This is a genomic window from Kitasatospora sp. NPDC088134 (assembly GCF_044741705.1).
In the GTDB taxonomy this organism is placed as follows: Bacteria; Actinomycetota; Actinomycetes; order Streptomycetales; family Streptomycetaceae; genus Kitasatospora.
Genome location: NZ_JBIUTD010000004.1, coordinates 163645 through 190424, shown reverse-complemented (window position 1 = coordinate 190424; position 26780 = coordinate 163645). Strand labels below are relative to the sequence as shown.

Genomic DNA, 26780 nt, shown 5'->3' with positions numbered 1-26780 from the left:
CTCCCCTCAGCCACCAGCCCTCGCAGCCCCCTTGGAGCCCGCCACCATGTCCCACTCCGAACTCCCCCTCCTGTCCACCGAGTCCGAGGGCTGCGGCGACGGCTGCGCGTGCGGTGACGGCGAGGAGTACGAGACCGGGCTCGACCCGGCGCTCGCCGCGCTGCTGGAGGACGCGGGCCTGGACCCGGTCGAGGTCGAGGACGTGGCGATGATGGCGCTGTCCGAGGACCTGGCGGGCGGCGAGGACGTCACCTCGGTGGCGACCGTCCCGGCCGAGGCCGTCGCCACCGCCGACTTCACGGCCCGTCAGGCGGGCGTGGTGGCCGGCCTGCGGGTGGCCGAGGCGGTCGTCTCGCTGGTCTGCGAGGAGGAGTTCGAGGTCGAGCGGCACGTCGAGGACGGCGACCGGGTCGAGCCCGGCCAGGTGCTGCTCTCGGTGCGCAGCCGCACCCGCGACCTGCTGACCGCCGAGCGCTCCGCGCTGAACCTGCTCTGCCGCCTGTCCGGCATCGCCACCGCGACCCGGGCCTGGGCCGACGCGCTGGCGGGCACCGGGGCGGTGGTCCGCGACACCCGCAAGACCACCCCGGGCCTGCGGGCGCTGGAGAAGTTCGCGGTCCGCGCGGGCGGCGGCGCCAACCACCGGATGTCGCTCTCCGACGCCGCGCTGGTGAAGGACAACCACGTGGTCGCGGCGGGCGGCGTCGCCGAGGCGTTCACCGCCGTCCGGGAGGCGTTCCCGGAGCTGCCGATCGAGGTCGAGGTCGACACGATCGAGCAGATCGCCCCCGTCCTGGCGGCCGGCGCCGACCTGATCCTGCTGGACAACTTCACCACCGAGCAGCTGCGCGAGGCGGTCGCCCTGGTGGCCGGCCGGGCCAAGCTGGAGGCCTCCGGCGGACTGACCCTGGCCACCGCGCGCGAGGTCGCGGAGACTGGTGTCGACTACCTGGCCGTCGGCGCCCTGACGCACTCCGCGCCGATCCTGGACATCGGCCTGGACCTCCGCAGCTCCTGACCCTACGAAGCAGAAAGCGCCCCATGCTCCTCACCATCGACGTCGGCAACACCCAGACCACGCTCGGCCTGTTCGACGGCGAGGAGATCGTCGAGCACTGGCGGATCTCCACCGATCCGCGCCGCACCGCGGACGAACTCGCGGTGCTGCTCCAGGGGTTGATGGGCGCCCACCCGATCGTCTCGGCCGACGACCGGGTGGCCGGCCTGGCGATCTGCTCGTCCGTCCCGGCGGTGCTGCACGAGCTGCGCGAGGTGACCCGCCGCTACTACGGCGACGTGCCCGCGGTGATCGTCGAGCCGGGCGTGAAGACCGGGGTGCACGTGCTGATGGACAACCCGAAGGAGGTCGGCGCGGACCGGATCGTGAACGCGCTGGCCGCCAACCACCTGTACGGGGGGCCGTGCATCGTGGTCGACTTCGGGACGGCCACCACCTTCGACGCGATCAACGCGCGCGGCGACTACGTGGGCGGCGCGATCGCCCCGGGCATCGAGATCTCGGTCGACGCCCTGGGCGGCCGCACCGCGATGCTCCGCAAGATCGAACTGGCCCGCCCGCGCAACGTGATCGGCAAGAACACCGTCGAGGGCATGCAGTCCGGCATCCTGTACGGCTTCGCCGGTCAGGTCGACGGGCTGGTCAACCGGATGGCCAAGGAGCTCGCCAAGGACCCGAACGACGTCCAGGTGATCGCCACCGGCGGCCTGGCCCCGATGGTGCTCGGCGAGGCCGACTCGATCGACGTGCACGAGCCCTGGCTGACCCTGATCGGCCTGCGGCTGATCTTCGAACGCAACCGCCCGGCCGCCCCGGCCTCCTGACGCCCCGTCCGCCGGGGCCGGCCGGGCGCGGAGCGCCGGACCGGCCCCGGCGCGGTCCCGCACCGGCCCCGGCGCTCCCCCGGCCGAATGCACCATCTCATAGGCCAATCGGGACAAACACGTCATCAATCGCCATAAGTCGGACGTACGAGACGTACTGTCGACCCATGCCAACGCCACACGGATCGCGCGGCGGCATGGCCTTCAGCGCCGATGAAGTCCGGGTGCTGCGCCGTGTCCTCGCCCAAGCCCTCTACCCGGCCGCGCCCGACCGGCTCCCGGCGCCCCTGCCGGACGAACTGTGGGCCGAGGACGTCCAGGACGCCCTGCGGCTGACCGAAGCCATCGACGAGGCGGTCCAGGAGGGCGGGCGGCTGCGCACCTTCCTGCTGGCCGACCTCGCCCGCTACCGGGCCGCCCTGCCCGGCGGCGCCGGCGGCTACCTGGACCGACTGGAGGAGGCCGTCACCGACGGCTACCTGCCCACCCCCGACGACCTGTCCGCCCTGCGCTCGCTCTCCCGCCAGCCGTGCGGCCAGCACGAGCAGGCCCGCCGCTCCCGGCTCGCCGGGCGCTGCCACGCGCTCGCCGAGGCCGAGGTCCGCGAGCGGCTCTCGCTCGGCACCGGACCGCGGCACCTCACGGCCGTGCCGAGCCCCGCGTCCGAACCCCTGCCCCCCACCCCTGCCGGAGGACGGTTCCCGATGAGCACCCAGCAGCCCCACGTCCCCGCCGAACGCCCCCGCCCGCGCCGGATGCCCACCCCCGCCGAGCTCTTCGGCCGCCGCACCCACCAGCCCCCGCACCCCGAGCACCCCGCCGACGAGGAGCAGCGGCCCGAACTCGCCACCGGCACCGACGGCTGACGGACCTTCGAACGAAGAGACGCCCCTCGCCCCCGCTCTCCGGGGGCGAGGGGCGTTCTCCTGCGGTGGCCGCTCAGTCCCGCGGTCGGCAGGCGGCGTCGGTGATCTCCTGGGCGGAGCGGGCGACGTAGCCGGTGTCACCGACCTGCTGCTGCCAGAACTTGCCGTCGGGCGGATTCTCCTTGGGCAGCGTGGTGGTGTTCACCACCATCCCGTGAGTTACGTCGCGGCCCTGGTAACCGAGGTCCACGTCGAACAGCAGAGGCAGCGGAGCGGTCAGCGCCAACGCGACGTTCCGAAACTGCGACGCGCTGCCTATCGTGAATCCACCTTGCCGGGTCTCCGAGGCAACCGGGTCGGAGACCTGCCAGATCGGCGTGCCCTCAGTCCGACGATCGTAAGTCTTGACGGTCACCCGTTCGAGGCTGAGGCTGCACGACGGGTAGAAGAACTCGATCGTCCCGTCCTGAGCCGTCCGCAGTCCAGCACGAGGGGGCGCAGGATCACCAATCGCGCAGCCCGCCGCGAGCGGCATGACTGCCGCAGCGAGCATCAAGACGAACCGATCACTAGTGCGTGCAGTAGTTCCCGTCGTCAAGACCGGCCTCCTGTTCGATGGTGTTGTTGCAGCCGATTCCATTGACCGGTGCCTGGCCGAAGTACGTCAGAAGGAATGCGGCTGGACCGTAGTCCAGGTACTGCCGTCGGTGCACACTCTCGTGGTGGATCTCCTGCGGCCTAGGGTCCGGGGACTTGCTGAAGTAAACGAATCCGAAGGTGAACCCGCCTTTGTTCGAGGTGGTCGCCCCGGCCATCCAACCGCCACTGCACACCTGCATCCCGAACTGCTGACCGCAGTCCGAACCGGTCAGTATCGCGAGCCCTTCCAACCCGGCCGAGCCCTGCGCGACGATGGGGGTGTTGAACGCCTCGACGGTGCGGTGGAACCACCTGGAGATGAAGTTCGGGCTGTCGGAGTAGATCGGCTCTGCGCCCTTGGCCGGATCGGTGTGGTACCGGTTCTCCCAGGTCGTCTGCTTCGACGGTCCGGTCGGCGTGGTGGGAATGGGCGGGTACGGGCCGTACTTCCCGCAGAAGCGGCCGGCCGAGCCGGCGCAGGGGTCGGTCGTCTGACTGCCACTGCTCCCGTTGTGGATCTGGCAGAGCAGGTCGTCGCCGCACCGGGGTTTGTCGTTGTTGGACGGGTGCTGGATCTTGTACTGGTAGCAGAGGAAGTCGCCGGCCTCGCACGGACCGCCGTCCGAGTACGGCCCCTTGCCCTTCCCGCCGGAGTTGCCGTGCTCCGTGTCCCAGTTGCAGCCGTCGCAGTAGAGGCCGCTCGGGTCACTGCCGGTGAGCGGGTTGCTGCCCGCGTAGGCGAAACCGCCGAGTTGGCTGAGGTCGGTCGGGTCGAAGACCGGGTCGGCGCTCAGGAAGCGGCCCAGGACGGGGTCGTAGATGCGGGCGCCGACGTCGGTGTAGCCGGTCGCCGTGCTGTACGGCTTGGCGAGGAAGCCCCGGGTGGGATCGGGCCAGCCGGTGCTCGCACCGCGCGGCTGACCGTACGGGGTCTGCTGCTTGCGGACGACCTGCTGGGTGGTGGTGTCCATGCTGAGGAACATGGTGCCCTGCTGGTCGGAGAGCAGGTAGTGCACGCCGCCGCCGGGGAGGCTGGAGGCCTGGGCGACCGCCCTGCCCGCCAGGGTGTAGGTGCGCACCGCGCCGAGCAGGGTGTTCGGGGTGGTGGCCGTGTTGACGGTGATCGTGGTGTCACCGGCGAAGAACAGGGTCTGGCCCTGGTCCCGCCTCAGCAGCAGGTTGCCGTCGGCGTCGTAGACGTACTTGGTGGTGCTGCCGGCCTGCACGATCGAGTCGATCCGACCCTCCGAGTTCCAGCCGAGGACCTGCGGGGTGGCCGGGCCGACCGCCCGCTTGGCGGTGGCGCCGATGGCGTTGGCGGTGAACGAGGTGCTGGTGGTGCCCGCCGGGCCGGTGCTGGTGGTCGCCGTCAGGGTGTGCGGCTGTGGTCCGTTGGGGCACTGGGTCGTGTCCCCGGCGCAGCCGTTGGTGTAGACGGTGCTGGTGTCGCCGGACTGCCCGTTGACCGCGTGGTCGACCGCGCTGGTCCGGTTCCCGAGGAGGTCGTAGCCGAAGGACTGCCAGTAGGCCGCGGAGCCGGTGGCGACGGTGGCCGGGGTCGGGTCGGTGCCGGCGGCCGGGCAGTCGGCCTTCGCGGTCCAGGCCTGGGCGAGCCGGTTCAGGGAGTCGTACCGGTAGCACTGGGTGTCGGTGACCGTGGAACCGCTCTCCGACTGCTTGTCGACGGTGGAGGTCGGGTTGCCGAACGGGTCGTATGCGTAGGTGACGTCGTCGACGACCCCGGCCGGGGACTGGGAGCGGCTGGTCTGGACGTTGGCCAGTCGGCGGGTCTGGTCGTCGTAGGTGTTGACCGACCAGGCCGGGTTGTTGGAGGGGCCGTAGGTCGTCCGGGCGATCTCGCCGTAGTTGGTGTAGTCGACCGGCCCGACGTAGCTGTTCAAGCTCTGCGCGCTGACCGGCGCGCCGAGGGCGTTGTACCCGTAGCTGATGTCCTCGACCAGCAGTCCGGCGATCCCCGGGTCCCGCTGGCCGATCAGTTGCTGGGTGGTCGGCGAGTAGCTGTAGGTGGTGGTGTAGGTGGTCGGCAGCGGGGCTTCGCTCGCCGGAAGCGTGATCTTGGTTCCGGTGGGCTTGCCGAGGCTGGTGTACCCGGTGGGCTGGACGACGTACGCACCGGTCACGCCGGGCACATAGCGGGCCGAGTAGCTGAGCTTGCCGACCTGCAGGGTGTCGTACTTCCACACGCCGAACTTGAAGTTGCCGTTCGTCTTGTCGACCGCGGTGAGCTTGCGGCCCAACAGGTCGTAGGTGTAGTCGAGTTCGATGTTCCGGGCATCCTTGGCCCAGACGGTGTCGCCGGCGTCGTCGTAGCCGAACCGGCTGGTTCCGGCGTCGGGGTCCGTCTGTGAGACGGTGCGGCCGAGCAGGTCGTAGCCGGTCGTCCAGACGCTGCCGTCGGGGCCGGTGGTGCTGGAGCGCTGCCCGGCAGCGTTGTAGCCGTAGGTGATCGAGGCCCGGGTGCCGCCGGTCGCGGTCCAGCCGCCGGTGGCCGATCCGGTGAGGGTGGGCGGGGCGGTGTACTGGCCGGTCTCGACGGTCCGGCCGCGGGCGTCGGTGACGGTCCGGGCCGCGACCCCGCCGCTGCGCGGCAGCGTGACGGTGGTGTCGCCGGTGTAGGCGGTCCTGGTGGTCATGCCCGCCGGGGTCCGGCCGTCGTGCTCCTGGCTGGTCGCGGTCGGCCGGCCGAGCGCGTCGTGATCGGTGACGGTGCTGTCGGGAATGCTCAGTTGGGCGGCCTTGATCAGGACCTGGTTCGGCGCACCGCTGACGTTGTAGGCGTTGTTGGTGCGGACGGTCCAGCCGTGCGAGTCGTACTGGGTGTCCGTGACGATGGTGCTGGCGTTCTCCCCGGTGGACTGGACCTGCCGGACCCGGAGCATCGCGTCGTACAGCGTGACGTTCGGGGAGTAGGAGCCGTTCTCCAGCAGCGTGTTGGTCGTGACCGCGCTGGGATCGGTGGCGGACACCTGGTACCCGTAGGTCATGGTGGCCGGCTGGAGAGCCGCCTTCGACTGGGTCGGCAGCCACACGGCGGTCTGCCTGCCGAGGGCGTCGTAGGTCAGCGAGGTGCGCAGGTTCGCCGGGTCGACCTTCTCGACCGGGAGGCCGCGCGGGGCGTCCAGCGTGGCGGTGGACGTCTGGTAGGTCGGGGTGGCACCTGCGGTGACCTGAACCTTGGTCACCACTCCGGTCGGCAGTGCTCCGCTCGCCGGGGTGTAGGTGGTGGTCGTGCTCCGGGCCAGGCTGGAGCCGTCCGGCGCGGTCGAGTTCGGGGTGCGGGTGGTACTGATGAGCCGGCCGAGGGAGTCGTACCCGTTAGCGGCGGTGGCGACGTATCCGGTGGCGGTCGCACCGCTCGAACTGCCGGCGCTCTCGGTGAGGGTGGCCTCGCCCTTGGTCGGTGCGACCGCGCCGGGCAGCCCGTCGTAGCCGAAGGCGTGGCCGTCGTAGGAGGTGCGGCTGTCGGAGACCAGGGTCCCGCTCGGCGTGGCTCCGGCGCTCGGGCAGTCCTGGGCGGTGGTGATCGTCTCGGCCGGGAGGGCCATCACCTGGGCGGAGTTCACCGCGTACCGGGTCCAGCTGCACCGCGTGATGTTCCCGGCCGCCGAGGTCTCTCCCCGGTCGGCGGTCTGCACCGGCATGCCGGTGGTGGTCTGTCCGAGGGTGGTGTTGTAGAAGGTGTCCGTCTCGGTGACGCGCCAGCCGTAGGAGACGGCCTGACGCTTGTACACCTGGGAGTCCCGGACCATCTGCGCAGTCAGTGGACGGAGGCCGGCCCGGGTCCGGGTGGCCGTCGGACCGATGACGATCGGAATCGTGACGGTGGCCTCGCTGATCGAGCCGCCGTCGCCCGTGTAGGTGTCGGTCTCGAAGACCCGGCCGGCGAATTCGTACTTGTCCTCGACGCTGTGGGCGTTGTCCTGCGAGGTCAGGGTGACGGTGCTGCCGCCGGTACCGTCCGCAGTGTTGTGCGACATGCCGCGGAAGTAGGTGCTCTTCGAGAGCGTCACCTGGTCGTACACGTTAGCCTGGTCGAGCGTGTGGAAGACCCCGGTGTCGCCGGTGCGGGTCTCCACGCTCGCGTAGCCGCGGAACTGCGAGTAGGTGCGGGCGTCGTCCTTGCCCAGCTCACCGGTGTCGTAGTGCCAGGCCGCACCACCGAGGTACTTGTAGCTCGTCAGCAGGGACGGGAAGGTGCCGTCCTGGTTGGCGGTGTGCAGGTCGTCGGTGCGGACCGAGGCGACGGTGTACTTGTGGAACCAGTCCTTCTGCTGGGTCGAGTAGCCGGGCGGGGTCCACAGCACGGGATAGCAGGCCATGGTGTTGTCGGCCGGGTCCGTGGGGACGTTGCCGGGAGTGCACTCGGTGGGGTTGTAGGTGACGGTGATCCGCGCGCCGGTCTCGGTGGTGATGTTCTGGATGCGGTCGTGGTACATCGCCGGCTGGTTGGAGACCGTGCCGACCCGGTTCGCCAGCTGCGCCGGCGGGCCGAAACTGGTCGGCGGGAGCTGGACGGCCGCCGACCCGCCCGCGCTGGTGTCCAGACCGGTGTGCTGCACCGATTCCAGCCAGAGCGTCGGGGCGTGGTCACCACCGTCCGGGAAGGACTGCGTGAACTCCCACTTGTCGACCTGCTGGGTCGCCCCGCCGACCTGCACCTGGGTGGTGATCCGGCTGAGGCGCTTGCGCGACCAGAAGGACGGCGAGTGGTTGCTGCAGGAGGAACCCTGGACGCAGTTCTGGTCGACCGGCACGTCCGGCCACCACGCGGCGTTGGCCGTGGTGAAGTGCGCGTCGTCGCAGACCGCGCCGACCGGAGTACCGGGGACGCAGCGCTCGGCGGTGTCGAAGAGGATCTGTTCCGGTGCGACGGCCGCGTACGCGCTCGTCCGGGTGATGCCGTAGTCGATCCGCTGCAGGTAACCGCCCCGGGTGTAGGACACGCCGGTATTCTGCGCGTTCGCGCCGTAGTAGTTGGTCTCCGGCTGGTAGTAGTACGCGATCGCGTTGTCGTGCGTGTCCACCACGAAGTCGAGGTTCCACCGCCATCCCTGCACGCAGGAGGAGGCGGCGAACGAGGGACCGTTGCACGGATCGCCCGCGTGCGCGCCGTAGACCGGCACCGTGTACACCGACTTGGTCTCCTGCTTGCCCGTGGTGAAACCGGGAAGCTGGTTCAGGCCGAAGTAGTACTGCACGCCGTTCTCGGTGATCCGGAAGTACTCGCCGTTGTAGGTGCCGTTGGACGCGCCGCCGGAGAGGAACAGTCGCTCGACCTTCTCGGTGCCGGAGTCGGCGACCGGCCGGAAGGACGTCCCGTCGTAGACGATCTGGGTCGACTTGCCGTTCAGTGCCAGGGTGAGGATCTGGCCCGCCCAGCAGCGGTCGCCCGATCCGGCCGGCGCACCGGACGTCTTGTCCTCCGTGCAGGACTTGTAGGAGCGCTCGACGAAGGACTCGCTGGAGGACCAGCCGTCGCCCAACCAGGACGACTGGTTGTTGGTCCCCGACGTCCGGCCGTCCTGGGAGGAGGAGTCGTAGGAGAGTGAGAGGTCGGGGCTCGCGCCGGCGACGGCGGCCGGCACCTTGGTCGGGTACGAGTAGCTGAACGCGCCCGTGTTGCCGCCCGCGGTCCAAGTACCGCTGGGGGCGAGCGAGGTGGCCGAGTACGAACCGGACGAGCCGTCGGGGGCCGAGGTGGCGGCCAGGACGGTGCCACCGGCCGCGGGGAGCGACCACGGGGCCGACAGCGCCTTCACGTCCGCCGCTCCGGTCGTCGCCGGCGCCAGGTCGACCTTGGCGGACAGCGGGGCGCCGGGGACCGTCTCCACCGGCGTCTGGGTCTGACACTCCGCCAGTTCGGGCGTGGTCAGCGCACAAGTCGGCAGCTTCACGAGGTGGAGGCGCGATGCGTAGTCGCCGCCGAAGGCCGAACGGAAGGAGGAGGGATCGACCGTCACCGTCGCGGCCCTCCCCCCACCGCCCTCCGTACCGAGTGAGAAGAGGATGCCGTGCACTCCGGCCTTCTGGGCGACCGACTGGTCCGTCAGCGTCACCCGGACCTTCGAGGACGGGCTCGGAGCCGCCTTGGCCACCGCCGGTCCGTCGACCGGCTTCACCAGGACCGGAAGGTTCCCTGCCCGTACCGCACCCGGCGCCGCCTCCGCCGACAGGGAGCCCGGACCTGACCCGGCACCGGCTCCGGCGAGATCGACCACCGCCGACCCCGCCCCCGGAAGCCTGGAGGCGACCGTGGGGTCGTACTTGGCGAAGGAGGCGACCGCGCTGCCCTTGCCCGGGGCCGCACGGCTGTACGGCACCTGCCGTTCCTTCGGCACCGCCGGTACATTCGGCTTCGCCTGCGGCGACGCGAACGCCACGCCCGGCACGACACCGGAGAGCAGGGCCAGGCCGGTCAGCACGACCCCTGCCCGTCTCAGCACCTTCCCCGGTCCGGAACGCGATTGATGAGACACGCCGATCCCCCCTGTTCTCTCCCCATTGGATCAACGCACGACTTGTGCGACAGGCAATGGTGCCAGCCGCGCACACCACCGTGCGGTCACTTTTTTGCGGCTCCCATACACACCAGGTCGGGAAATTCCGGTCAATGTCACAACAGAACATGCCGATCGACATCCGCCAGGGCCGAGTTCGTCCGAAAACAGTCGGCCGAAACCCCCACGAAATGCCCTTCGCGCGGCCGCCCGACAGAGACGCCCCCGGAGTCGCCCCTGCCGTCGACTGCGGAGCCGACCGGTGTCGCCCCACCGCGTGCGACGGTTGGTACCGGAACCGGCCCGGGCGCACCGGCACGCGGTCACATTTCCATCACACCCCCACCCGACAGATCAGGACATGGCGGGCGATGTCGCAACAGAAGAAAAAGTTGCCCCGCCGCCAACGAGGAATTCCTCTGAGAACTGTCGCGCGAACCCTCCAGAATGCTCTTCGCACGGGTTCCAGGACAGGGACCCCTGAAGGGGAGGGATTCGGCCGGATGGCCTTCTTCACACATGTCCGCGACCGGCGGTCGCGGGGCTCGGGACCGATGAGCAGGTGGTCGGCGAGCACGACGACGATGGCGATGGCCGCGGGGTTGCTCGCCGTTGTCGCCTTCCCTGCGCGGGCCGAGGCCGAGCCGGCTCCCCCGGCCGCCGGTCCGACGCGGGCGACCGCACTCGACCCGGCGGTCGCCAAGGCCCAACGGGCGGCCGCCGCCAAGGCCCGCGCCGACAAGAAGCCAGTCGTCGTCGACGCGTTGACGACCGAGAACACGCAGACGATCGCCAATCCGGACGGCACGTTCACCCTCACCCAGAACGCCGGACCGGTCCGGGCCCGCAAGAACAACGCCTGGGTGCCGGTCGACACCGTGCTCACCAGGCGCCCCGACGGAACCTTCGTGCCCGGCGCCACCGACGCCGACCTCGCCTTCTCCGGCGGTGGCAGCGGCCCGCTGGTCACCATGACCCGCGAGGGCAAGACCGTTCAGCTCACCTGGCCCACCGCGCTGCCGACCCCCACGGTCAAGGGCGACACCGCCACCTACCCCCAGGTCCTGCCGGACGTGGACCTCACCGTCACCGCACACGCCGATGGTTTCAGCCAGGTCCTGGTCGTCAAGACCCCCCGGGCCGCCGCCGATCCGGCCCTCGCCACGCTGAAGCTCGCCACCAGGACCGATGGCGTCACCCTCAGCCAGACCGACGCCGGGGACGCCGAGGCCAAGGACAGCAGCGGCCGAACCGTCTTCCGTGCCGACCCGCCGCTGGTCTGGGACTCCGCCGTCGACGCCATGCCCGGTGCCGAGGCACTCGCCGCCGCCAAGGCCAAGAACGCCGAAGTGCTGGCCAAGGACGCCAAGCCCGGCCGGGAGCCGGCCTCCGCCAAGGCCCAGGAAGCGCCCCGGGCCGACTCCTCCCGGACGGACCCCGGCTCGGTGGCCTCCGAGCAGCGGAAGTCCAGCACCGCCGGCCCCGGTACCGGGGCCCACAGCACCCGCATGGGCATGAAGGTCGCCAAGGACGGGATCACCCTCACCCCGGACCAGTCCGTGCTCACCGGCAAGGACACCGTCTACCCGCTCTACATCGACCCCGCGTGGTCCGGCAACCCGTCCGTGGTCGCCTGGGCGTCCATCAACGACATGGGTTGGAAGGCCACCACCGGCAACGAGGCGAAGCTCGGCAACCTCGGCAACTGGCCGCGGTGCGCCAGCTACTGCTACTCCGTCCACCGTTCCTACTTCGAAATGAACACGGACGGCTTCCGCGGCGCAAAGGTCACCAAGGCCGTCTTCCGTCCGTACTTCAGCTGGGCCGCCGACTCCACCGCCCGGCCCACCGAGATCTGGGTGGACCCGGACTTCCCCGGCAACCTCAGCTGGAGCAACAAGCCCGGGAGCGGTTCCTCGAACTACGTGACTGCCGAGACCAGTTGCATCGGCCACGGGAGCGACGGCTGCGCCCCGGGCGGAGTCGACTTCACCGTCACCGGCGCCGCCCAGAACGCCGCGTCCGGGGGCTGGCGGAACTTCGAAGTGGACGCCAAGGACGAGTCCGACATGTTCCAGTGGAAGAAGATCGACCCCACCCAGACGTTCTGGACCGTCACGTACTACTACCCCCCGAGCCTGGACAACCAGGACACCACCAGTCCGTCGGTCACCTTCTTCGGCGACACCTACCTCAACTCGAGCAACGTCACCATGAAGGCCACCGGGTCCGGCACCTACGAGCAGATCCAGTCCGGCTACGAGATCTGGAACTGGTCCAACGGCAGCGCCACTTCGACCGTGGCCAGCGGACTATTCAGCAACTACACTGCCAACGGCGGAAGTTACACCTACACGGGGCTGGCCGACGGCAGCTACGCCTGGCGCGGAATCCTGCACAGCCAGGACGGCGACATGTGGTCCGGCTGGACCCAGTGGCACCCCTTCATCGTCGACACGGTCAAACCGTCCGCACCGGGCATCCGTTCGACCGAGTTCCCGCAGGGCGAGTTCGGGGCCGGTCTCCAGGACAGGGGCACCTTCCGGCTGACCGGCAGCACCGGCATCACCGGCTACGTCGTCTCCCTCGACAGCGATCTCTCCTCGTACGTCTGGAGCGAGACCCAGGCCCGGCAAGGGCAGCCCCCGACCTGGGCCCCCGGCCAGCAGATCACCCGCGGCCAGCAGTACTGGGTTCCGGCGGGAAGCGACCTCACCACCGCCCCCGGCACTGTCGGACCGCACCGCCTGTACGCGAGGAGCGTCGGCCATTCCGGCATCGTCTCCGACCAGACGGTCTACTCGTTCTGGGCGGGCACGGCCTCCCCGACCTACGTCTACGGCGACCAGTTGGTGAACGGCTACACCGCCACCAACGACGACCGCACCCAGACCGTCGTTCCCCAGGCGACCTGGCAGAGCACCGGCGGCGCCGTCCACCCCGACTACAGCCCGGTGTGGGCCGACGGCGCGGCGGCCAAGCTGCACGATGCCTCGCCCACCAGCAGGGTGCGCGTCGGTGATTCGGCGACCTTCGCCTTCGACGTACCGCACTCGGGCTACTGGGACATCAGCGCGAGCCTCGGCCTGTACTACCCCTACGGCCAGTACACGCTCACCCTGGACGACGGAACCGCCGACTCCAGCTACCTCGGCTGGTTCGACGGCTGGGTCGACATGCCCGTCGGCAAGGCGGCGAGGTTCGTCAACTTCGGGACCCCGAACGCCCATGGCAGCGCACTCCGGTTGGCACAGGGCACGCACACCGTCACGATCAAGGTGACCGGCACGGGCGCCCACCAGTACTCCGGCTACCAGGCGGCCATCGACTACCTCCGGCTCACTCCGATGAGCACCACGTGTACGCTCAGCGATCTCTCGGGCTGCTACAACAACGTCGCGATCAGCTCCGACGGCAGCCACGAGGCCGCCGACGCCGACGGTGGGGGCAACAGTCTCTCGGCGGGCAAGCTCGGTGCCGCCGGCTGGACGCCGGGCCGCGCGATCACCGTCAACGGCGCCCCGATGACGGTTCCGAACTACGCGTCGAACAAGGCCGACAACATCCTGGCCGGCGGCCAGACCGTCAACGTCGACACCACCGGAAGCGCGAACAGCGGGAACGCGATCGTGTTCCTCGGCTTCTCCACCACCGCCGCGGTCAACGGCGCCTCCGGCACGATCACCTACCCGAAGAAGACCGACGGCAGCAGCACCTGCGGCACGGCGACCAGCTACCCCTACACGATCGACAGCGTGCCGGACTGGGTCGCCGGGCCGACCTCCGCACGGACCGTCGCGCTCCCCGGCCGCAACCTGCCGGGCACGGCGACCGACACCCTGGCTGCACAGTTGTTCGCGGTGTCCGTCGCCCTGCCCTGCCCGGGGCTGCCGATCAGCAGCATTTCGCTGCCGGTGGTCACCACCAAGGCAATGACCTACCTCCCCGCGCTGCACATCCTGGGCCTCGGCATCCGACCGGCGTCCTACGTGCCGGGCTCGGGCACCGACCAGAACTGGACCGGCACCTGGGGAACCCTCCAGGACTTCGACAAGACCGCCGTCGACACCCGCACCCAGCGGACCGCCGCCACCATCACCATCGGCGGTGCCAACGCCCGCATCCGCCTCTCCAACGCACGCGGCAGCCTGCCGGTGACGCTGGACCATGCCAGCATCGCCCATCAGGCGAGCGGCGCGACACCCACTGGCACCCCGGTCGAACTGCTCTTCGGCGGAGCGAAGAGCGTGACCATCCCGGCCGGCGGCGAGATCACCAGCGACCCGGTCGCCTTCGCCACCACGGACGGCGAACGGCTCCTGATCTCCTATCACCTCGCGGCGGCCACCAGCGACGGCGTGGGTCACCGGAGCGGAAAATCGACGGCCACCTGGCTGACGGCCCCGGGAGTGGACGCCACCACGGACAGCACCGGAACCCCGTTCACCACCCGCGACGACAGCCGCGTCTACTGGCTCAGCGGCATCGACGTCGCCCCGACCAGCAACAACACCGGCGCGCTCGCCCTGTTCGGTGACCAGACCGTCCACAGCGACACCGCGATGTCCGACGGGACCCACAGCCTGAACGACCTGATCCACTCCCGGGTCGTCCAGGCCTACAACGCCGACAACATCGGCAACCCGGCCCCGTACGGTGTGCTCAACCTCGCACGCGACAGCTGGACCGCCGGGGCCAACCTGCTGCCCGTCCTGTCCGGCAGCAGCACCCAGCTGACGCCCGGAAGCGCCGGAAATCCGATCGACAGCTCCGTCCTGAACGCGGCCAACGTCCACAGCGTGCTGATCTCGACCGGCACGGACGACATCCTCGCCAACGCCACGGCCGGCGACGTGGAGAACCGGCTCACCGCACTGGCCCAACAGATCCGGCAGCGGTACGCGGACGCCAACGGGGGGTCCCGGAAGATCTCCGTGTACCTCGCCACCGTTCCGCCGAACCCAGCCATCACCGGGGCGCAGGAGACCGTCCGCCGGACGGTGAACAACTACATCCTGTGCGGCAAGTCCGACCCGACGGCCGGAGTCTGCACCTCGCGCGGGCCGTGGCTCAACGGCAACGCCGACGGCGCGATCGACTTCGCCGCGGCTGTGGCCACCGACCACACCGCCACCGGTCCGCTCAACACCGGCCGTGACTTCAACACGGACCCGGCGACGGGCAAGCAGTACCCGAACCAGACCTACTACCAGGACCTGGCCGCCCAGTACGTCGCCGACAGCGTGAACGCCGGCACCTCCGGTGGCGGCGGCGTCAGCGTCCCGCCGATGTAGAGCATCGATCGACTGCCGCCCCGAGGCTCGCGCCTCGGGTTCCAACGGTCGTCACGACACCTCAGCTCAAGGGGTACGACGGACTTCAAGATCCACAGGAGTACAGGAAGCCCCCGCAGCGCGTCGGAGCCCCCTCCCCGGAGGGGGCTCCGACGTGCCATCAGGCACCCTGCCATAACGATGTGTCGACATACTCAAATACGCCGGAGCGGCACTCCATCACAATTCGACAACAGGTTCGGGCAATAGGTCGGCCACCTCCCGAACTGTCCGGATTAACACCGCAACGATGTCCGAAACCCGCCCTAAGGTCTGGGCCGCTCGTATCCGAAAGATCGAAGGATCAACGTGGGTAATACGCGTATCACGCGTCCGGCCGCCCTCGGTGCACCGCTGACCGCCGCCGCCGCGCTTCTGGCCTTCACCGCCGCTCCCGCTCTGGCTGTCGGCGACGACGTCAAACTGAGCAGCCTCTCGGCCATCTCGCTGCCGGACGCGCCCGACAACGGCACCGCCACCGCCATCGAGCTGCCCGTCACGACGACAGGCCACCTCGCCTCCGGCACCTCGCGAGACCTCGTCATCACGTTCGACACGACCGGTCTGAACGGTCTCGCAACCTTCAAGCCCGATGCCAACTGGGCGTCACACTGCACCACTGCCGCACTGGTGTACACCTGTACCTTCAACCAGTTCTCCGCGCCGCCGATGCAGGGCGTCTTCAACTCCCAGTACCGGCCGACACTGACCGCGAACAAGGGCGCACCGCACGGTGTCCCCGCCCACCTGAAGGTCACTGGAGGCTGGGTCGGCGGCCCGACCACCACCGCCGACGTCTCGGTGTACGCGGGCGGCCCCAAGCTGGAGTTCGACGCCTCGCTGGACCAGAGCGAGCCCGACGCCGGCAAGTCGGGCTCGACCTTCAAGCAGAGCCTCCGAGTCACCAACAACGGTTCGATGGAGAGCGGCCGGCTGGTGGTCGGCGCCGCGCTCTCGCCCGGCCTGAGCTTCCCGAAGAAACTCGCCAACTGCTCCTATGGCGTCTACAACGAGGACTCCGGGCCCTACGCGCACACCGAAGCCGCCATCTGCACCATCAACACCTCGGTCAAGCCCGGCCAGACCGTCACTGTCGACCCGCTGGAGATCGGGGTCACCGCCGACTCGCTCTACCCGGACGTCGAGTACTTCGTCGACTCCGACGTCAACGACACCTTCTCCTATCCGCGCGGGTCGTACACCTTCACGCCCGCCTCGAACAGCGGCACCCGCCTCACCGCCGGCCTGCTCGAGGACGACAACGCCAAGTCCGGCCCGCCGAGCTTGGGCCCGAACGTGCGCAACGCGGTGATCGTCCAGTATAAGGCCGACAACCACGCGGACCTCTCCGCCCGCGCCGCCTGGGCCCCGACCGACAGCGGCAAGAAGGGCACCCTGACCGTCACCGCGCACAACGGCGGCCCCGCCACCGTCGGCTATCTGCGCAGCGGCAACAGCATTGCCTCCATCCTCGTCACCCTGCCCACCGGCGTCACCGTCGCGGACCGGTTGCCCACTCACTGCGGCAGCAGCGACGAGCACCCGAACATCGTCGCTTGCAGCCTCTCGGACTGGCTGCCCAACGGCGAAAGCGTGAGCTTCGACCTGCCGCTCGCGGTGGCCGATCCGGCTTCCGGCCCCAAGGTCACCGCCGCGCTGACCAACGAGTGGTCCGCCTACGAGAACAAGGTCGAGGCGCTGCCGTACGACCTCGAAAACGGCAACAACACCGTCACCCTGGCGCTCGGCGGCACCCCCGCCACCGCCCAGCCGTCCGCCCCCGGCACCGGCGGCTCCACGCCGCCGAGCACCGGCACCCCGACCGGGCAGCCCACCGGCACCCCGACCGACAGCACCACCCCGACCGCCTCGCCGTCCGCCAGCAGCACCGCCCCGGCCGGCAACAACGCCGCCGCCGCCGGCAACCTCGCCTCCACCGGCTCCGACGGCAACGGCACCCTGCTCGGCCTCGGCCTGGGCGCCATCGGTCTCGGCGCGCTGGCCGTGCTGGTCGCCCGCCGCAAGCGCGGCGCCCGCGCCTGACAGGTCGCCGCACGTCCCGGTCCGCCGCTCCGGCGGACCGGGGCACCGGCACGTCCGGGGCCGGTGGGCACGGGCGCGGATATCCCGTGGCGGAAGCGGCCGTGAGCCTGGCTACCCTGGTGGGGTGAGCGATCAGAGCACTCTCCCCGCGACCGACGACCTTCCCGAGCAGATGCGCGTCCGGCGCGAGAAGCTGGACCGGCTCCGGGCGGCCGGCATCGACCCGTACCCGGTCGGTTTCCCCCGCACCACCACCATCGCCGACCTGCGTGCCAAGCACCCCGACCTGGCCCCGGACACCGCGACCGGCGAGCGGGCCGGCGTCACCGGCCGCGTCGTGCTGGCCCGCACCGGCGGCAAGCTCTGCTTCGCCACCCTGCGGGACGGCTCCGGCGACCTCCAGGTGATGCTCTCCCTGGACAAGCTGGGCGAGGAGCGGCTGGCCGCCTGGAAGACCGACATCGACCTCGGCGACCAGGTCGGCGTCGAGGGCGAGGTGATCACCTCCAAGCGCGGCGAGCTGAGCGTGATGGTCGACCGCTGGGAGCTCACCGCCAAGTGCCTGCGCCCGCTGCCGGACAAGCACAAGGGCCTGACCGACCCGGAGGCCCGGGTCCGCCAGCGCTACGTGGACCTGATCGTCAACCCCGAGGCGCGCGAGATGCTGCACCTGCGCACCCGGGTGATCCGCTCGATCCGCCGCACCTATGAGGACCGTGGCTACCTCGAGGTCGAGACCCCGATGCTGCAGCCGATCCACGGCGGCGCCAACGCCCGCCCGTTCAAGACCCACATCAACGCGTACGACATCGAGCTGTACCTGCGGATCGCCACCGAGCTGTACCTCAAGCGCCTGGTGGTCGGCGGCGCCGAGCGGGTCTTCGAGATCAACCGGAACTTCCGCAACGAGGGCGCGGACGCCACCCACAACCCGGAGTTCACCGCCCTGGAGTCGTACGAGGCGTACGGCGACTACGACACCCAGGCCGAGCTGATCCGGGCGATCGTCGTCAACGCGGCCCGGGACGCGCTGGGCACCACCGTGGTCAAGGGCGTCGGCCCGGACGGCGTGGAGCACGAGATCGACCTGGCCGAGCCCTGGCAGGAGGTCTCGGTCTACCCGGGCATCTCCGCCCACCTGGGCACCGAGATCACCCCGGCCACCTCCAAGCAGGAGCTGCGCGAACTGGCCGGGAAGGCCGGCCTGGGCGAGTACCTGGACCCGAAGTGGGACCACGGCCAGATCGTCCTGGAGCTGGTCGAGCGCCTGCTGGAGCACCACGCGATCAAGCCGACCTTCATCAAGGACTACCCGACCTCGGTCTCCCCGCTGACCCGGCAGCACCGCTCGATCGAGGGCGTGGCCGAGAAGTGGGACCTGGTGATCTTCGGCACCGAGATCGGCACCGCCTACTCCGAGCTGATCGACCCGGTCGAGCAGCGCGCCCGCCTCACCGCCCAGTCCCTGCTGGCGGCCGGCGGCGACGTCGAGGCGATGCAGCTGGACGAGGACTTCCTGCGCGCCCTGGAGTACGCGATGCCGCCCACCGGCGGCCTCGGCCTCGGCGTCGACCGCCTGATCATGCTGCTCACCGGCAAGAACATCCGCGAGACGGTGCTCTTCCCGCTGGTGAAGCCCGAGAAGGCGGAGAAGGCGGAGAAGACCGCGCCCGGGAGCCCCGAGACCGCAGAGAACACCGAGGAGTAGGCGATGGAGTACGTCAGCGCGATCGTCCCGCCGCTGGTCATGGCGATCGGTTTCGGCTTCCTGGTGCGGGCCATCATCCGCAGCCAGGGCGGCGCCCAGAAGTCCAAGGAGGACGCCGCGGCCGAGGCCATGGCGGCGCGTTCCGCCGCCGAATAGGCGATCCCCGGCCCGGCGTGCCGCTCCCCCTCCGGGGAGCGGCACGCCGGGCCGTTCGTCGTTTGCGGTCTTTTGTCCCCATCGGTCCTATCCTGGGCCGCACTATGGTGCGGCAACTCGGAGAACTCGAGAACGACATCATGACCAGGGTCTGGCGGTGGAACCGCCCGGTCACGGTTCGAGAGGTTCTGCAGGATCTGCGGTCGGAACGTGAAATCGCGTACACGACCGTCATGACGGTGCTCGACAAGCTGTATCGAAAGGGTTGGGTGCGCCGGGAGCGCGACGGGCGCGCATACCGTTATGAACCGGTCTCCTCCCGGGAGGCGTACACCGCCGCGCTGATGAACGACGCCTGGGGGACGAGCGACAATCCGGCCGCCGCGCTGGTGCACTTCTTCGGGATGATGTCGCCGGAACAGCGCGAGTGGCTGCGCGACGCCCTCCGGGTGGCGGGTGCCGATACCGAGGAGACCCGGCCCCCCGCGGCACGATAACGTTCCCCGGCATGGAGGTCACCATCCGCCGTGCGCGGACCACCGACGTGCGCGCCGTCCGTCGGCTCATCGACGCGTACGCGCGGAACGGCATTCTGCTCGACAAGCCGACCGTCACCCTGTTCGAATCCGTCCAGGAGTTCTGGGTCGCCGAGCGCGACGAGGACGGCCGGGTGGTGGCCTGCGGCGCCCTGCACGTGATGTGGGAAGACCTGGCCGAGGTGCGCACCCTGGCGGTCGATCCGGTCTGCCAGGGGCACGGCATCGGCCACCAACTGCTCGGCAAGCTGCTGGAGACCGCGCGCTGGCTCGGCGTCCGTCGGATTTTCTGCCTGACGTTCGAGGTGGCGTTCTTCTCGAAACACGGCTTCGTGGAGATCGGCGAAAACGACGATCGTACGGCAGACCCGGCGGCCGTGGCCACGGAAGTCTATGAAGAACTCCTGCGCTCGTACGACGAAGGCGTCGCCGAGTTCCTCGACCTGGAGCGGGTGAAGCCGAACACGCTGGGCAACTCGCGGATGCTGCTGCACCTCTGAGTCATGCCCAGGGACGCGACCTGCGACACAGGGGTTTGTGTTTTCCGGGAAAAGACGCTTTCCTTTCACTAGGCAATGGACCGTTATCGCGGAAAGGGAAGCCCGTGGCACAGAGGGTTCAGGTCATTCTGGAAGACGACCTCGACGGTGGATCTGCCGACGAGACCGTGACGTTCGCCCTCGACGGCGTGGCCTACGAGATCGATCTGAAAAGCGACAACGCGGAGAAGCTCCGCGGTCTGCTGGCCCCGTACGTCGACAAGGGCCGCAAGCAGAGCGGCCGGCTGACCGCCCCGCGCCGCAGCGGCGGCGGCACCCGGGGCGCCGGGCGGGCCGCCGCCTCCGGGCAGGCCGACACCGCCAAGATCCGGAACTGGGCGAAGGAGAACGGCCACCCGGTCAACGACCGCGGCCGCGTCCCGAGCAACGTGCGCGAGGCCTACGAGCGGGCGCACGCCTCCTGACCCTCCCGGGTCCCCGCGGGCGGCAGGCCCAGCCGGTCCCGCGCGCAGGCGTCCGCCAGGGCGTCGAGCAGGCAGAGCAGGTCGGGCGAGCGCAGGTCCAGCACGGGCCGCGCCGCGCCGGTCCGCAGCCAGTCCGAGGTCCGCGGTTCGGGCACCCGGGGGTTCCCCGGGTGCGCCGCGGCGCTCTCGACGGGCAGCCGCAGTTCGGGCCCCCAGCCCAGCCAGGCGAGCAGTTCGGGCACCGGCTCGGCGGTGCCGGGGGCGAGCAGGAAGACCACCCGGTCGCGGTGCAGCAGCACCGGCCCGGCGCTCCGCCCCAACAGCTCCAGCCGCTCCAGCGCGGCGAGCCCGGGGCCGCGCGGCGCGCTGACCCGGTCCGACCCGCGCCACACCACCGCCGCCGCACCGGGTGCGGCCGGCGGACGGGCGGGAGCCGGCAGCGGGCGGGTCACGACCTGTGCAACGCTGGAGGGGCCGACGCGGTCACGGGACCGCCACCGGTACGGCGGTACGCCCCCTGCGGCCGACCTGATGACCCGTCACCCCGGGCATCGGACCGGCCGACTTCTCGCCGGGCGAACACGCACCCCCCGGAAAGCACGCGAAACCCGCCGCGTTACCGGGTATGAATGCTGGTGGACGGGGTCGAAGGAGCCCGGCCGCAGCACTTCGCGGGACCGGTCCGCCGGTTCGACCGGACCGTGTTCGCCGTTGGCGTAGCGGTATCCGGTGCATCGGGCCCGCGGCTGGGAACACCGTCTCCCAGCATCAGGTTGGGAAAGGTGTCGGCTGGTCGCGCAGCATGTTGCTCCCGCTCCGCGGGAGTTCCGTGGCCGCGCTGCTGAGCGGGACTAGCATGCGGAAGGACAGGGCGGGGACGGCCCCCGAACTGACCGACCGCTCTGAGGAGCGATTAACGATGTTCGAGAGGTTCACCGACCGCGCGCGGCGGGTTGTCGTCCTGGCACAGGAAGAAGCCCGGATGCTCAACCACAACTACATCGGCACCGAGCACATCCTCCTGGGCCTGATCCACGAGGGCGAGGGTGTCGCCGCAAAGGCGCTGGAGAGCCTCGGCATCTCGCTAGAGGCGGTCCGCCAGCAGGTGGAGGAGATCATCGGCCAGGGCCAGCAGGCCCCGTCCGGGCACATCCCCTTCACCCCCCGGGCGAAGAAGGTGCTGGAGCTGTCGCTCCGCGAGGCCCTTCAGCTCGGCCACAACTACATCGGCACCGAGCACATCCTGCTCGGTCTGATCCGCGAGGGCGAGGGCGTCGCCGCCCAGGTCCTGGTGAAGCTCGGCGCGGACCTCAACCGGGTCCGCCAGCAGGTGATCCAGCTGCTGTCCGGCTACCAGACCGGCAGCGGCAAGGAGTCCGCCACGGCCGGCGGTCCGGCCGAGGGCACCCCGTCGACCTCGCTGGTCCTCGACCAGTTCGGCCGCAACCTCACCCAGGCCGCCCGCGAGGCCAAGCTCGACCCGGTGATCGGGCGCGAGAAGGAGATCGAGCGGGTCATGCAGGTGCTGTCCCGCCGCACCAAGAACAACCCGGTGCTGATCGGCGAGCCCGGCGTCGGCAAGACCGCGGTCGTCGAGGGCCTGGCCCAGGCGATCGTCAAGGGCGAGGTCCCGGAGACGCTGAAGGACAAGCAGCTCTACACGCTGGACCTCGGCGCCCTGGTGGCCGGCTCGCGCTACCGCGGTGACTTCGAGGAGCGCCTGAAGAAGGTGCTCAAGGAGATCCGCACCCGCGGCGACATCATCCTGTTCATCGACGAGCTGCACACCCTGGTCGGCGCGGGCGCCGCCGAGGGCGCGATCGACGCCGCCTCCATCCTGAAGCCGATGCTGGCCCGCGGTGAGCTGCAGACCATCGGCGCCACCACGCTCGACGAGTACCGCAAGCACCTGGAGAAGGACGCCGCGCTGGAGCGCCGCTTCCAGCCGATCCAGGTCGCCGAGCCCTCGCTCCCGCACACCATCGAGATCCTCAAGGGCCTGCGCGACCGGTACGAGGCGCACCACCGGGTCTCGATCACCGACGCCGCCCTGGTGGCCGCCGCCACCCTGGCCGACCGGTACATCTCGGACCGCTTCCTGCCGGACAAGGCGATCGACCTGATCGACGAGGCCGGTTCCCGGATGCGCATCCGCCGGATGACCGCGCCGCCGGACCTGCGCGAGTTCGACGAGAAGATCGCCGACGTGCGCCGGGAGAAGGAGTCCGCGATCGACGCGCAGGACTTCGAGAAGGCGGCCGGCCTGCGCGACAGCGAGAAGCAGCTGCTGCAGGCGAAGGCCAAGCGCGAGAAGGAGTGGAAGGCCGGCGACATGGACGTCGTCGCCGAGGTGGACGAGGAGCTGATCGCCGAGGTCCTGGCCACCGCCACCGGCATCCCGGTCTTCAAGCTGACCGAGGAGGAGTCCTCCCGCCTGCTGCGCATGGAGGACGAGCTGCACAAGCGGGTCATCGGCCAGGAGGACGCCATCAAGGCGCTCTCCCAGGCGATCCGCCGCACCCGGGCCGGCCTGAAGGACCCGAAGCGCCCCGGCGGTTCGTTCATCTTCGCGGGCCCCTCGGGCGTCGGTAAGACCGAGCTGTCGAAGACCCTCGCCGAGTTCCTGTTCGGGGACGAGGACGCGCTGATCGCGCTCGACATGTCCGAGTTCTCCGAGAAGCACACCGTCTCGCGGCTCTTCGGTTCGCCCCCCGGCTACGTGGGCTACGAGGAGGGCGGCCAGCTCACCGAGAAGGTGCGCCGGAAGCCGTTCTCGGTGGTCCTGTTCGACGAGGTCGAGAAGGCCCACCCGGACATCTTCAACTCGCTGCTGCAGATCCTGGAGGACGGTCGCCTGACCGACTCCCAGGGCCGGGTCGTGGACTTCAAGAACACGGTCATCATCATGACCACCAACCTCGGCACCCGGGACATCTCCAAGGGCTTCAACCTGGGCTTCGCCGCCACCGGCGACGTCCAGACCGGCTACGAGCGGATGAAGAACAAGGTCAGCGAGGAGCTCAAGCAGCACTTCCGCCCCGAGTTCCTGAACCGCGTCGACGACATCGTGGTCTTCCACCAGCTGTCCGAGGCGAACATCATCGAGATCGTCGACCTGATGATCGCCAAGGTGGACCAGCGCCTGAAGGACCGCGACATGGGCATCGAGCTCAGCCCGGAGGCCAAGAGCCTGCTGGCCAAGCGCGGTTACGACCCGATCATGGGCGCGCGTCCACTGCGCCGCACGATCCAGCGGGAGATCGAGGACCACCTGTCCGAGAAGATCCTGTTCGGTGAGCTGCGGTCCGGCCACATCGTGGTGGTCGGGGTGGAGGGCGAGGGCAAGAACGCCAAGTTCACCTTCCGCGGCGAGGAGAAGTCCCCGGTGGCGGACACGCCGGCCGAGGTCACCGCCCCCGGGCCGGACCTGACGAAGTAATACCGGCGCAAAGCTCGTCACAAGCCGCCGCCCCCGACCGCACAGGTCGGGGGCGGCGGCTTTTCCGTTCCGGCTTTCAGTTGAAAAACTGTTTAGGTTTCCGTGTGGTGTGAATCGGGGCACTCCGGCCGCCCGGCGGGCGGGCGCCGTTCCGGTGCGGATGCGACCGACCGTTGAACCGCCTGGTCGGCGAACGTGCTGACGCGCCGTCAGCAGGTCGTGGCCGCCGGAGCATAGCGGCGTGGCCATGCCATGGTCAAGGTCTTTCTTTTTTACCGCGCCTTGGGTCAAATGTCGTCCACCTGTCTTGCATTGGTTCACCGGTTCGGGCCAACAGCCGCGCCGGTAAGGGGAGGACGTCACCACGTTGAACATAACCAAGAGGGCTCTCGCGGCCTCCGCCGCCATCGCGGTGTCCGCCGCGCTGGGCGCCGGCATGCTGCCGGGCACCGCCACTGCCGCCCCGGTGACCCCGGTCGTCAAGGACCCGGCCGACTCCGCGCAGAACGACAGCGTTCCGCTCGAACTGCAGAGCCCGCTCGCGGCCAAGCAGCAGGCGCAGCAGAACGCCGCCGTGGAGCAGCTGGTCAACGGCACCGCCAAGGTCGAGAAGCACGGCAACGGCTCCGCGATCAAGCTGGGCCGCGACAAGTACGTCGAGCTGTCCCGTGAGCGCACCGACAAGATCTTCACCATCCTCGTCGACTTCGGCGACCAGGTGGACAACACCACCACCACGCCCGACGGCAAGGTGAAGTACGGCGGCACCCCCGGCCCGGCGAAGAACCAGATCCCCGCCCCGGACCGCGCCACCAACAACTCGACGGCCTGGCAGGCGGACTACAACCAGCAGCACTTCCAGGACCTGTACTTCTCGCCGGACAAGCCCTCGCTGAAGACCTACTACGAGCGCCAGTCCTCCGGCCGCTACTCGGTCGACGGCCTGGTGACCGACTGGGTCCGGGTGCCGTGGAACGAGGCCCGCTACGGCTCGGACTACTGCGGCCAGCACGTCTGCGCCAACGCGCAGGACCTGATCCGCGACGGCATCAACGCCTGGGTCGCCGACCAGAAGGCCAAGGGCCGCACCGACGCCCAGATCAAGGCCGACCTGGCGCAGTACGACCAGTGGGACCGTTACGACTACAACGGCAACGGCAACTTCAACGAGCCGGACGGCTACCTGGACCACTTCCAGATCGTCCACGCCGGTGAGGACCAGTCGGCCGGCGGCGGCGCGCAGGGCACCAACGCCCTGTGGGCGCACCGCTCGTACGCCTACGCCAACCAGGCCGGCAAGACCGGCCCGGACAACAACAAGCTCGGCGGCACCCAGATCGGCGCCACCGGCCTGTGGGTCGGCGACTACACCATGCAGCCGGAGAACGGCGGCCTGGGCGTCTTCGCACACGAGTACGGCCACGACCTCGGTCTGCCGGACCTGTACGACACCAGCGGCCAGGGCATCGACAACTCGGTCGGCTTCTGGTCCCTGATGTCCTCCGGCTCCTGGCTGGGCGAGGGCAAGGACTCGATCGGCGACATGCCGAACGACCTCGACATCTGGTCGAAGCTGAAGCTCGGCTGGCTGGACTTCGACAGCGCCAAGGCGGGCGAGTACTCGCTGCACCTGCTCGGCCCGGTCGAGTACAACAGCAAGCGCAAGCAGGGCCTGGTCGTCGACCTGCCGAAGAAGACCATCACCACCGAGATCAACACCCCGTTCGCGGGTGCCAACGAGTGGTGGAGCGGCAGCGCCGACAACCTGAACGTCACGCTGACCCGCACCGTGGACCTGACCGGCAAGACCTCCGCCTCGCTGACCGCGAAGGCCTGGTACGACCTGGAGCAGGACTACGACTTCGGGTACGCCGAGGTCTCGGTCGACGGCGGCAAGAACTGGACCGCGCTGGCCGGCACCTTCAACGGCACCGCGCTCCCGGACAACGCCCTCAGCGGCTCCTCGAACGGCGCCTGGGGCGACCTGGCCTTCTCGCTGGACGCCTACGCCGGCAAGTCCGTGCAGGTCCGCTTCCACAACACCACCGACGGCGGCGTCCACAACAAGGGCCTGGCCCTGGACAACATCGCGGTGACCGCGGACGGCGCGGCGCTGTTCACCGACGGCGCCGAGAACGGCGACAACGGCTGGACCGCCACCGGGTTCTCCCGGATCACCGGCAAGTTCGACAAGGACTACGACCAGCACTACCTGGTCGAGAACCGCCAGTACATCTCGTACGACTCCACCCTGAAGACCGGCCCGTACCTGTTCGGTTCGGCCGCCAAGCCGAACTGGGTGGAGCACTACGCCAACCAGAACGGCCTCCTGATCTGGCTGTGGGACTCCTCGCAGACGGACAACAACGTGGCGAACCACCCGGGCAAGGGCCTGATCCTCCCGGTCGACGTCCACCCGGACGCCCTGAAGTGGAGCGACGGCACCCTGATGCGTCCGCGCATGCAGGGCTACGACTCCACGCTGAGCTTCGCCCGCACCGACGGCCTGCAGGTCCACAAGGCCGACGTGCTCACCAAGATCCCGAGCTCCCGCGGCGTCACGGTGTTCAACGACCACACCACCAAGTACTGGTCGGCGGACAACCCGTACAGCAGCGTGCAGGTGCCCGACACCAAGACCCAGATCCAGGTGCTGTGGCAGTCGCACAACGAGCTGGAGGCCGTGGTCTACGTCAAGCCCGTGAAGTGACGTAGCACCTGACGCTCCGGCCGTAC

General features: G+C 69.7%; 15 protein-coding genes. 12 read left to right on the top strand and 3 right to left on the bottom strand.

Annotated features, from left to right (window positions below; translation table 11 throughout):
- The first annotated feature begins 46 nt into the window (after nt 1–46).
- From nadC to ACIOHG_RS08705, 3 genes are all read left to right on the top strand, one after another.
- Nucleotides 47–1018, top strand: a complete 972-nt coding sequence (gene nadC / locus ACIOHG_RS08715; RefSeq protein ID WP_400947144.1) for a carboxylating nicotinate-nucleotide diphosphorylase — start codon at nt 47–49, stop codon at nt 1016–1018.
- A gap of 23 nt (nt 1019–1041) precedes the next feature.
- Entirely contained in the window at nt 1042–1842 is an 801-nt protein-coding gene (locus ACIOHG_RS08710) for a type III pantothenate kinase (protein WP_400947141.1), read from the top strand.
- A gap of 167 nt (nt 1843–2009) precedes the next feature.
- On the top strand, nt 2010–2708 hold the full coding sequence (locus ACIOHG_RS08705; RefSeq protein ID WP_400947139.1) for a hypothetical protein: 699 nt from the start codon (nt 2010–2012) through the stop codon (nt 2706–2708).
- A gap of 73 nt (nt 2709–2781) precedes the next feature.
- On the opposite strand, the gene ACIOHG_RS08700 is transcribed toward ACIOHG_RS08705, so the two are convergent.
- A complete protein-coding gene (locus ACIOHG_RS08700) occupies nt 2782–3123 on the bottom strand; it encodes a hypothetical protein (RefSeq protein WP_400947136.1) in 342 nt (113 codons plus the stop codon).
- A gap of 154 nt (nt 3124–3277) precedes the next feature.
- Nucleotides 3278–9811, bottom strand: coding sequence for an RHS repeat-associated core domain-containing protein (locus ACIOHG_RS08695; protein ID WP_400947134.1), 6534 nt, complete (start codon nt 9809–9811; stop codon nt 3278–3280).
- Between the two features lie 608 nt (nt 9812–10419).
- Between ACIOHG_RS08695 and ACIOHG_RS08690 the strand changes: the two genes are divergently transcribed.
- The 7 genes from ACIOHG_RS08690 (at nt 10420) to ACIOHG_RS08660 (ending at nt 20605) form a co-directional block, all read left to right on the top strand.
- A complete protein-coding gene (locus tag ACIOHG_RS08690; protein WP_400947131.1) occupies nt 10420–15159 on the top strand; it encodes a hypothetical protein in 4740 nt (1579 codons plus the stop codon).
- Between the two features lie 348 nt (nt 15160–15507).
- Complete coding sequence (locus ACIOHG_RS08685; RefSeq protein ID WP_400947129.1) at nt 15508–17241, top strand: LPXTG cell wall anchor domain-containing protein; 1734 nt, start codon at nt 15508–15510, stop codon at nt 17239–17241.
- Between the two features lie 124 nt (nt 17242–17365).
- Complete coding sequence (gene lysX / locus ACIOHG_RS08680) at nt 17366–18949, top strand: bifunctional lysylphosphatidylglycerol synthetase/lysine--tRNA ligase LysX (protein ID WP_400947127.1); 1584 nt, start codon at nt 17366–17368, stop codon at nt 18947–18949.
- Nucleotides 18950–18952: 3 nt separating this feature from the next.
- The gene (locus ACIOHG_RS08675) at nt 18953–19105 is read left to right on the top strand and encodes a hypothetical protein (RefSeq protein WP_400947125.1); all 153 of its coding nucleotides are present in this window, start codon (nt 18953–18955) and stop codon (nt 19103–19105) included.
- A 104-nt stretch (nt 19106–19209) separates the two neighbouring features.
- Nucleotides 19210–19602 carry a BlaI/MecI/CopY family transcriptional regulator gene (locus ACIOHG_RS08670; RefSeq protein WP_400707940.1) on the top strand — a complete coding sequence of 131 codons (393 nt, stop codon included), beginning with the start codon at nt 19210–19212 and terminating at the stop codon, nt 19600–19602.
- An 11-nt stretch (nt 19603–19613) separates the two neighbouring features.
- Nucleotides 19614–20141 carry an amino-acid N-acetyltransferase gene (locus ACIOHG_RS08665; protein ID WP_400947123.1) on the top strand — a complete coding sequence of 176 codons (528 nt, stop codon included), beginning with the start codon at nt 19614–19616 and terminating at the stop codon, nt 20139–20141.
- A gap of 104 nt (nt 20142–20245) precedes the next feature.
- The gene (locus tag ACIOHG_RS08660) at nt 20246–20605 is read left to right on the top strand and encodes an Lsr2 family protein (protein WP_400947121.1); all 360 of its coding nucleotides are present in this window, start codon (nt 20246–20248) and stop codon (nt 20603–20605) included.
- On the opposite strand, the gene ACIOHG_RS08655 is transcribed toward ACIOHG_RS08660, so the two are convergent.
- Nucleotides 20581–21057, bottom strand: coding sequence for a hypothetical protein (locus tag ACIOHG_RS08655; protein ID WP_400947118.1), 477 nt, complete (start codon nt 21055–21057; stop codon nt 20581–20583). The two genes, ACIOHG_RS08660 and ACIOHG_RS08655, sit on opposite strands and share 25 nt — an antisense overlap.
- 467 nt (nt 21058–21524) lie before the next feature.
- On the opposite strand from ACIOHG_RS08655, the gene ACIOHG_RS08650 reads away from it, so the two are divergent.
- Both ACIOHG_RS08650 and ACIOHG_RS08645 read left to right on the top strand, forming a co-directional pair.
- On the top strand, nt 21525–24044 hold the full coding sequence (locus ACIOHG_RS08650) for an ATP-dependent Clp protease ATP-binding subunit (protein ID WP_400947116.1): 2520 nt from the start codon (nt 21525–21527) through the stop codon (nt 24042–24044).
- Nucleotides 24045–24411: 367 nt separating this feature from the next.
- Nucleotides 24412–26754 (top strand): immune inhibitor A domain-containing protein, encoded by a 2343-nt coding sequence (locus ACIOHG_RS08645; protein ID WP_400947114.1) that lies wholly within the window; start codon nt 24412–24414, stop codon nt 26752–26754.
- Nucleotides 26755–26780: the final 26 nt, after the last annotated feature.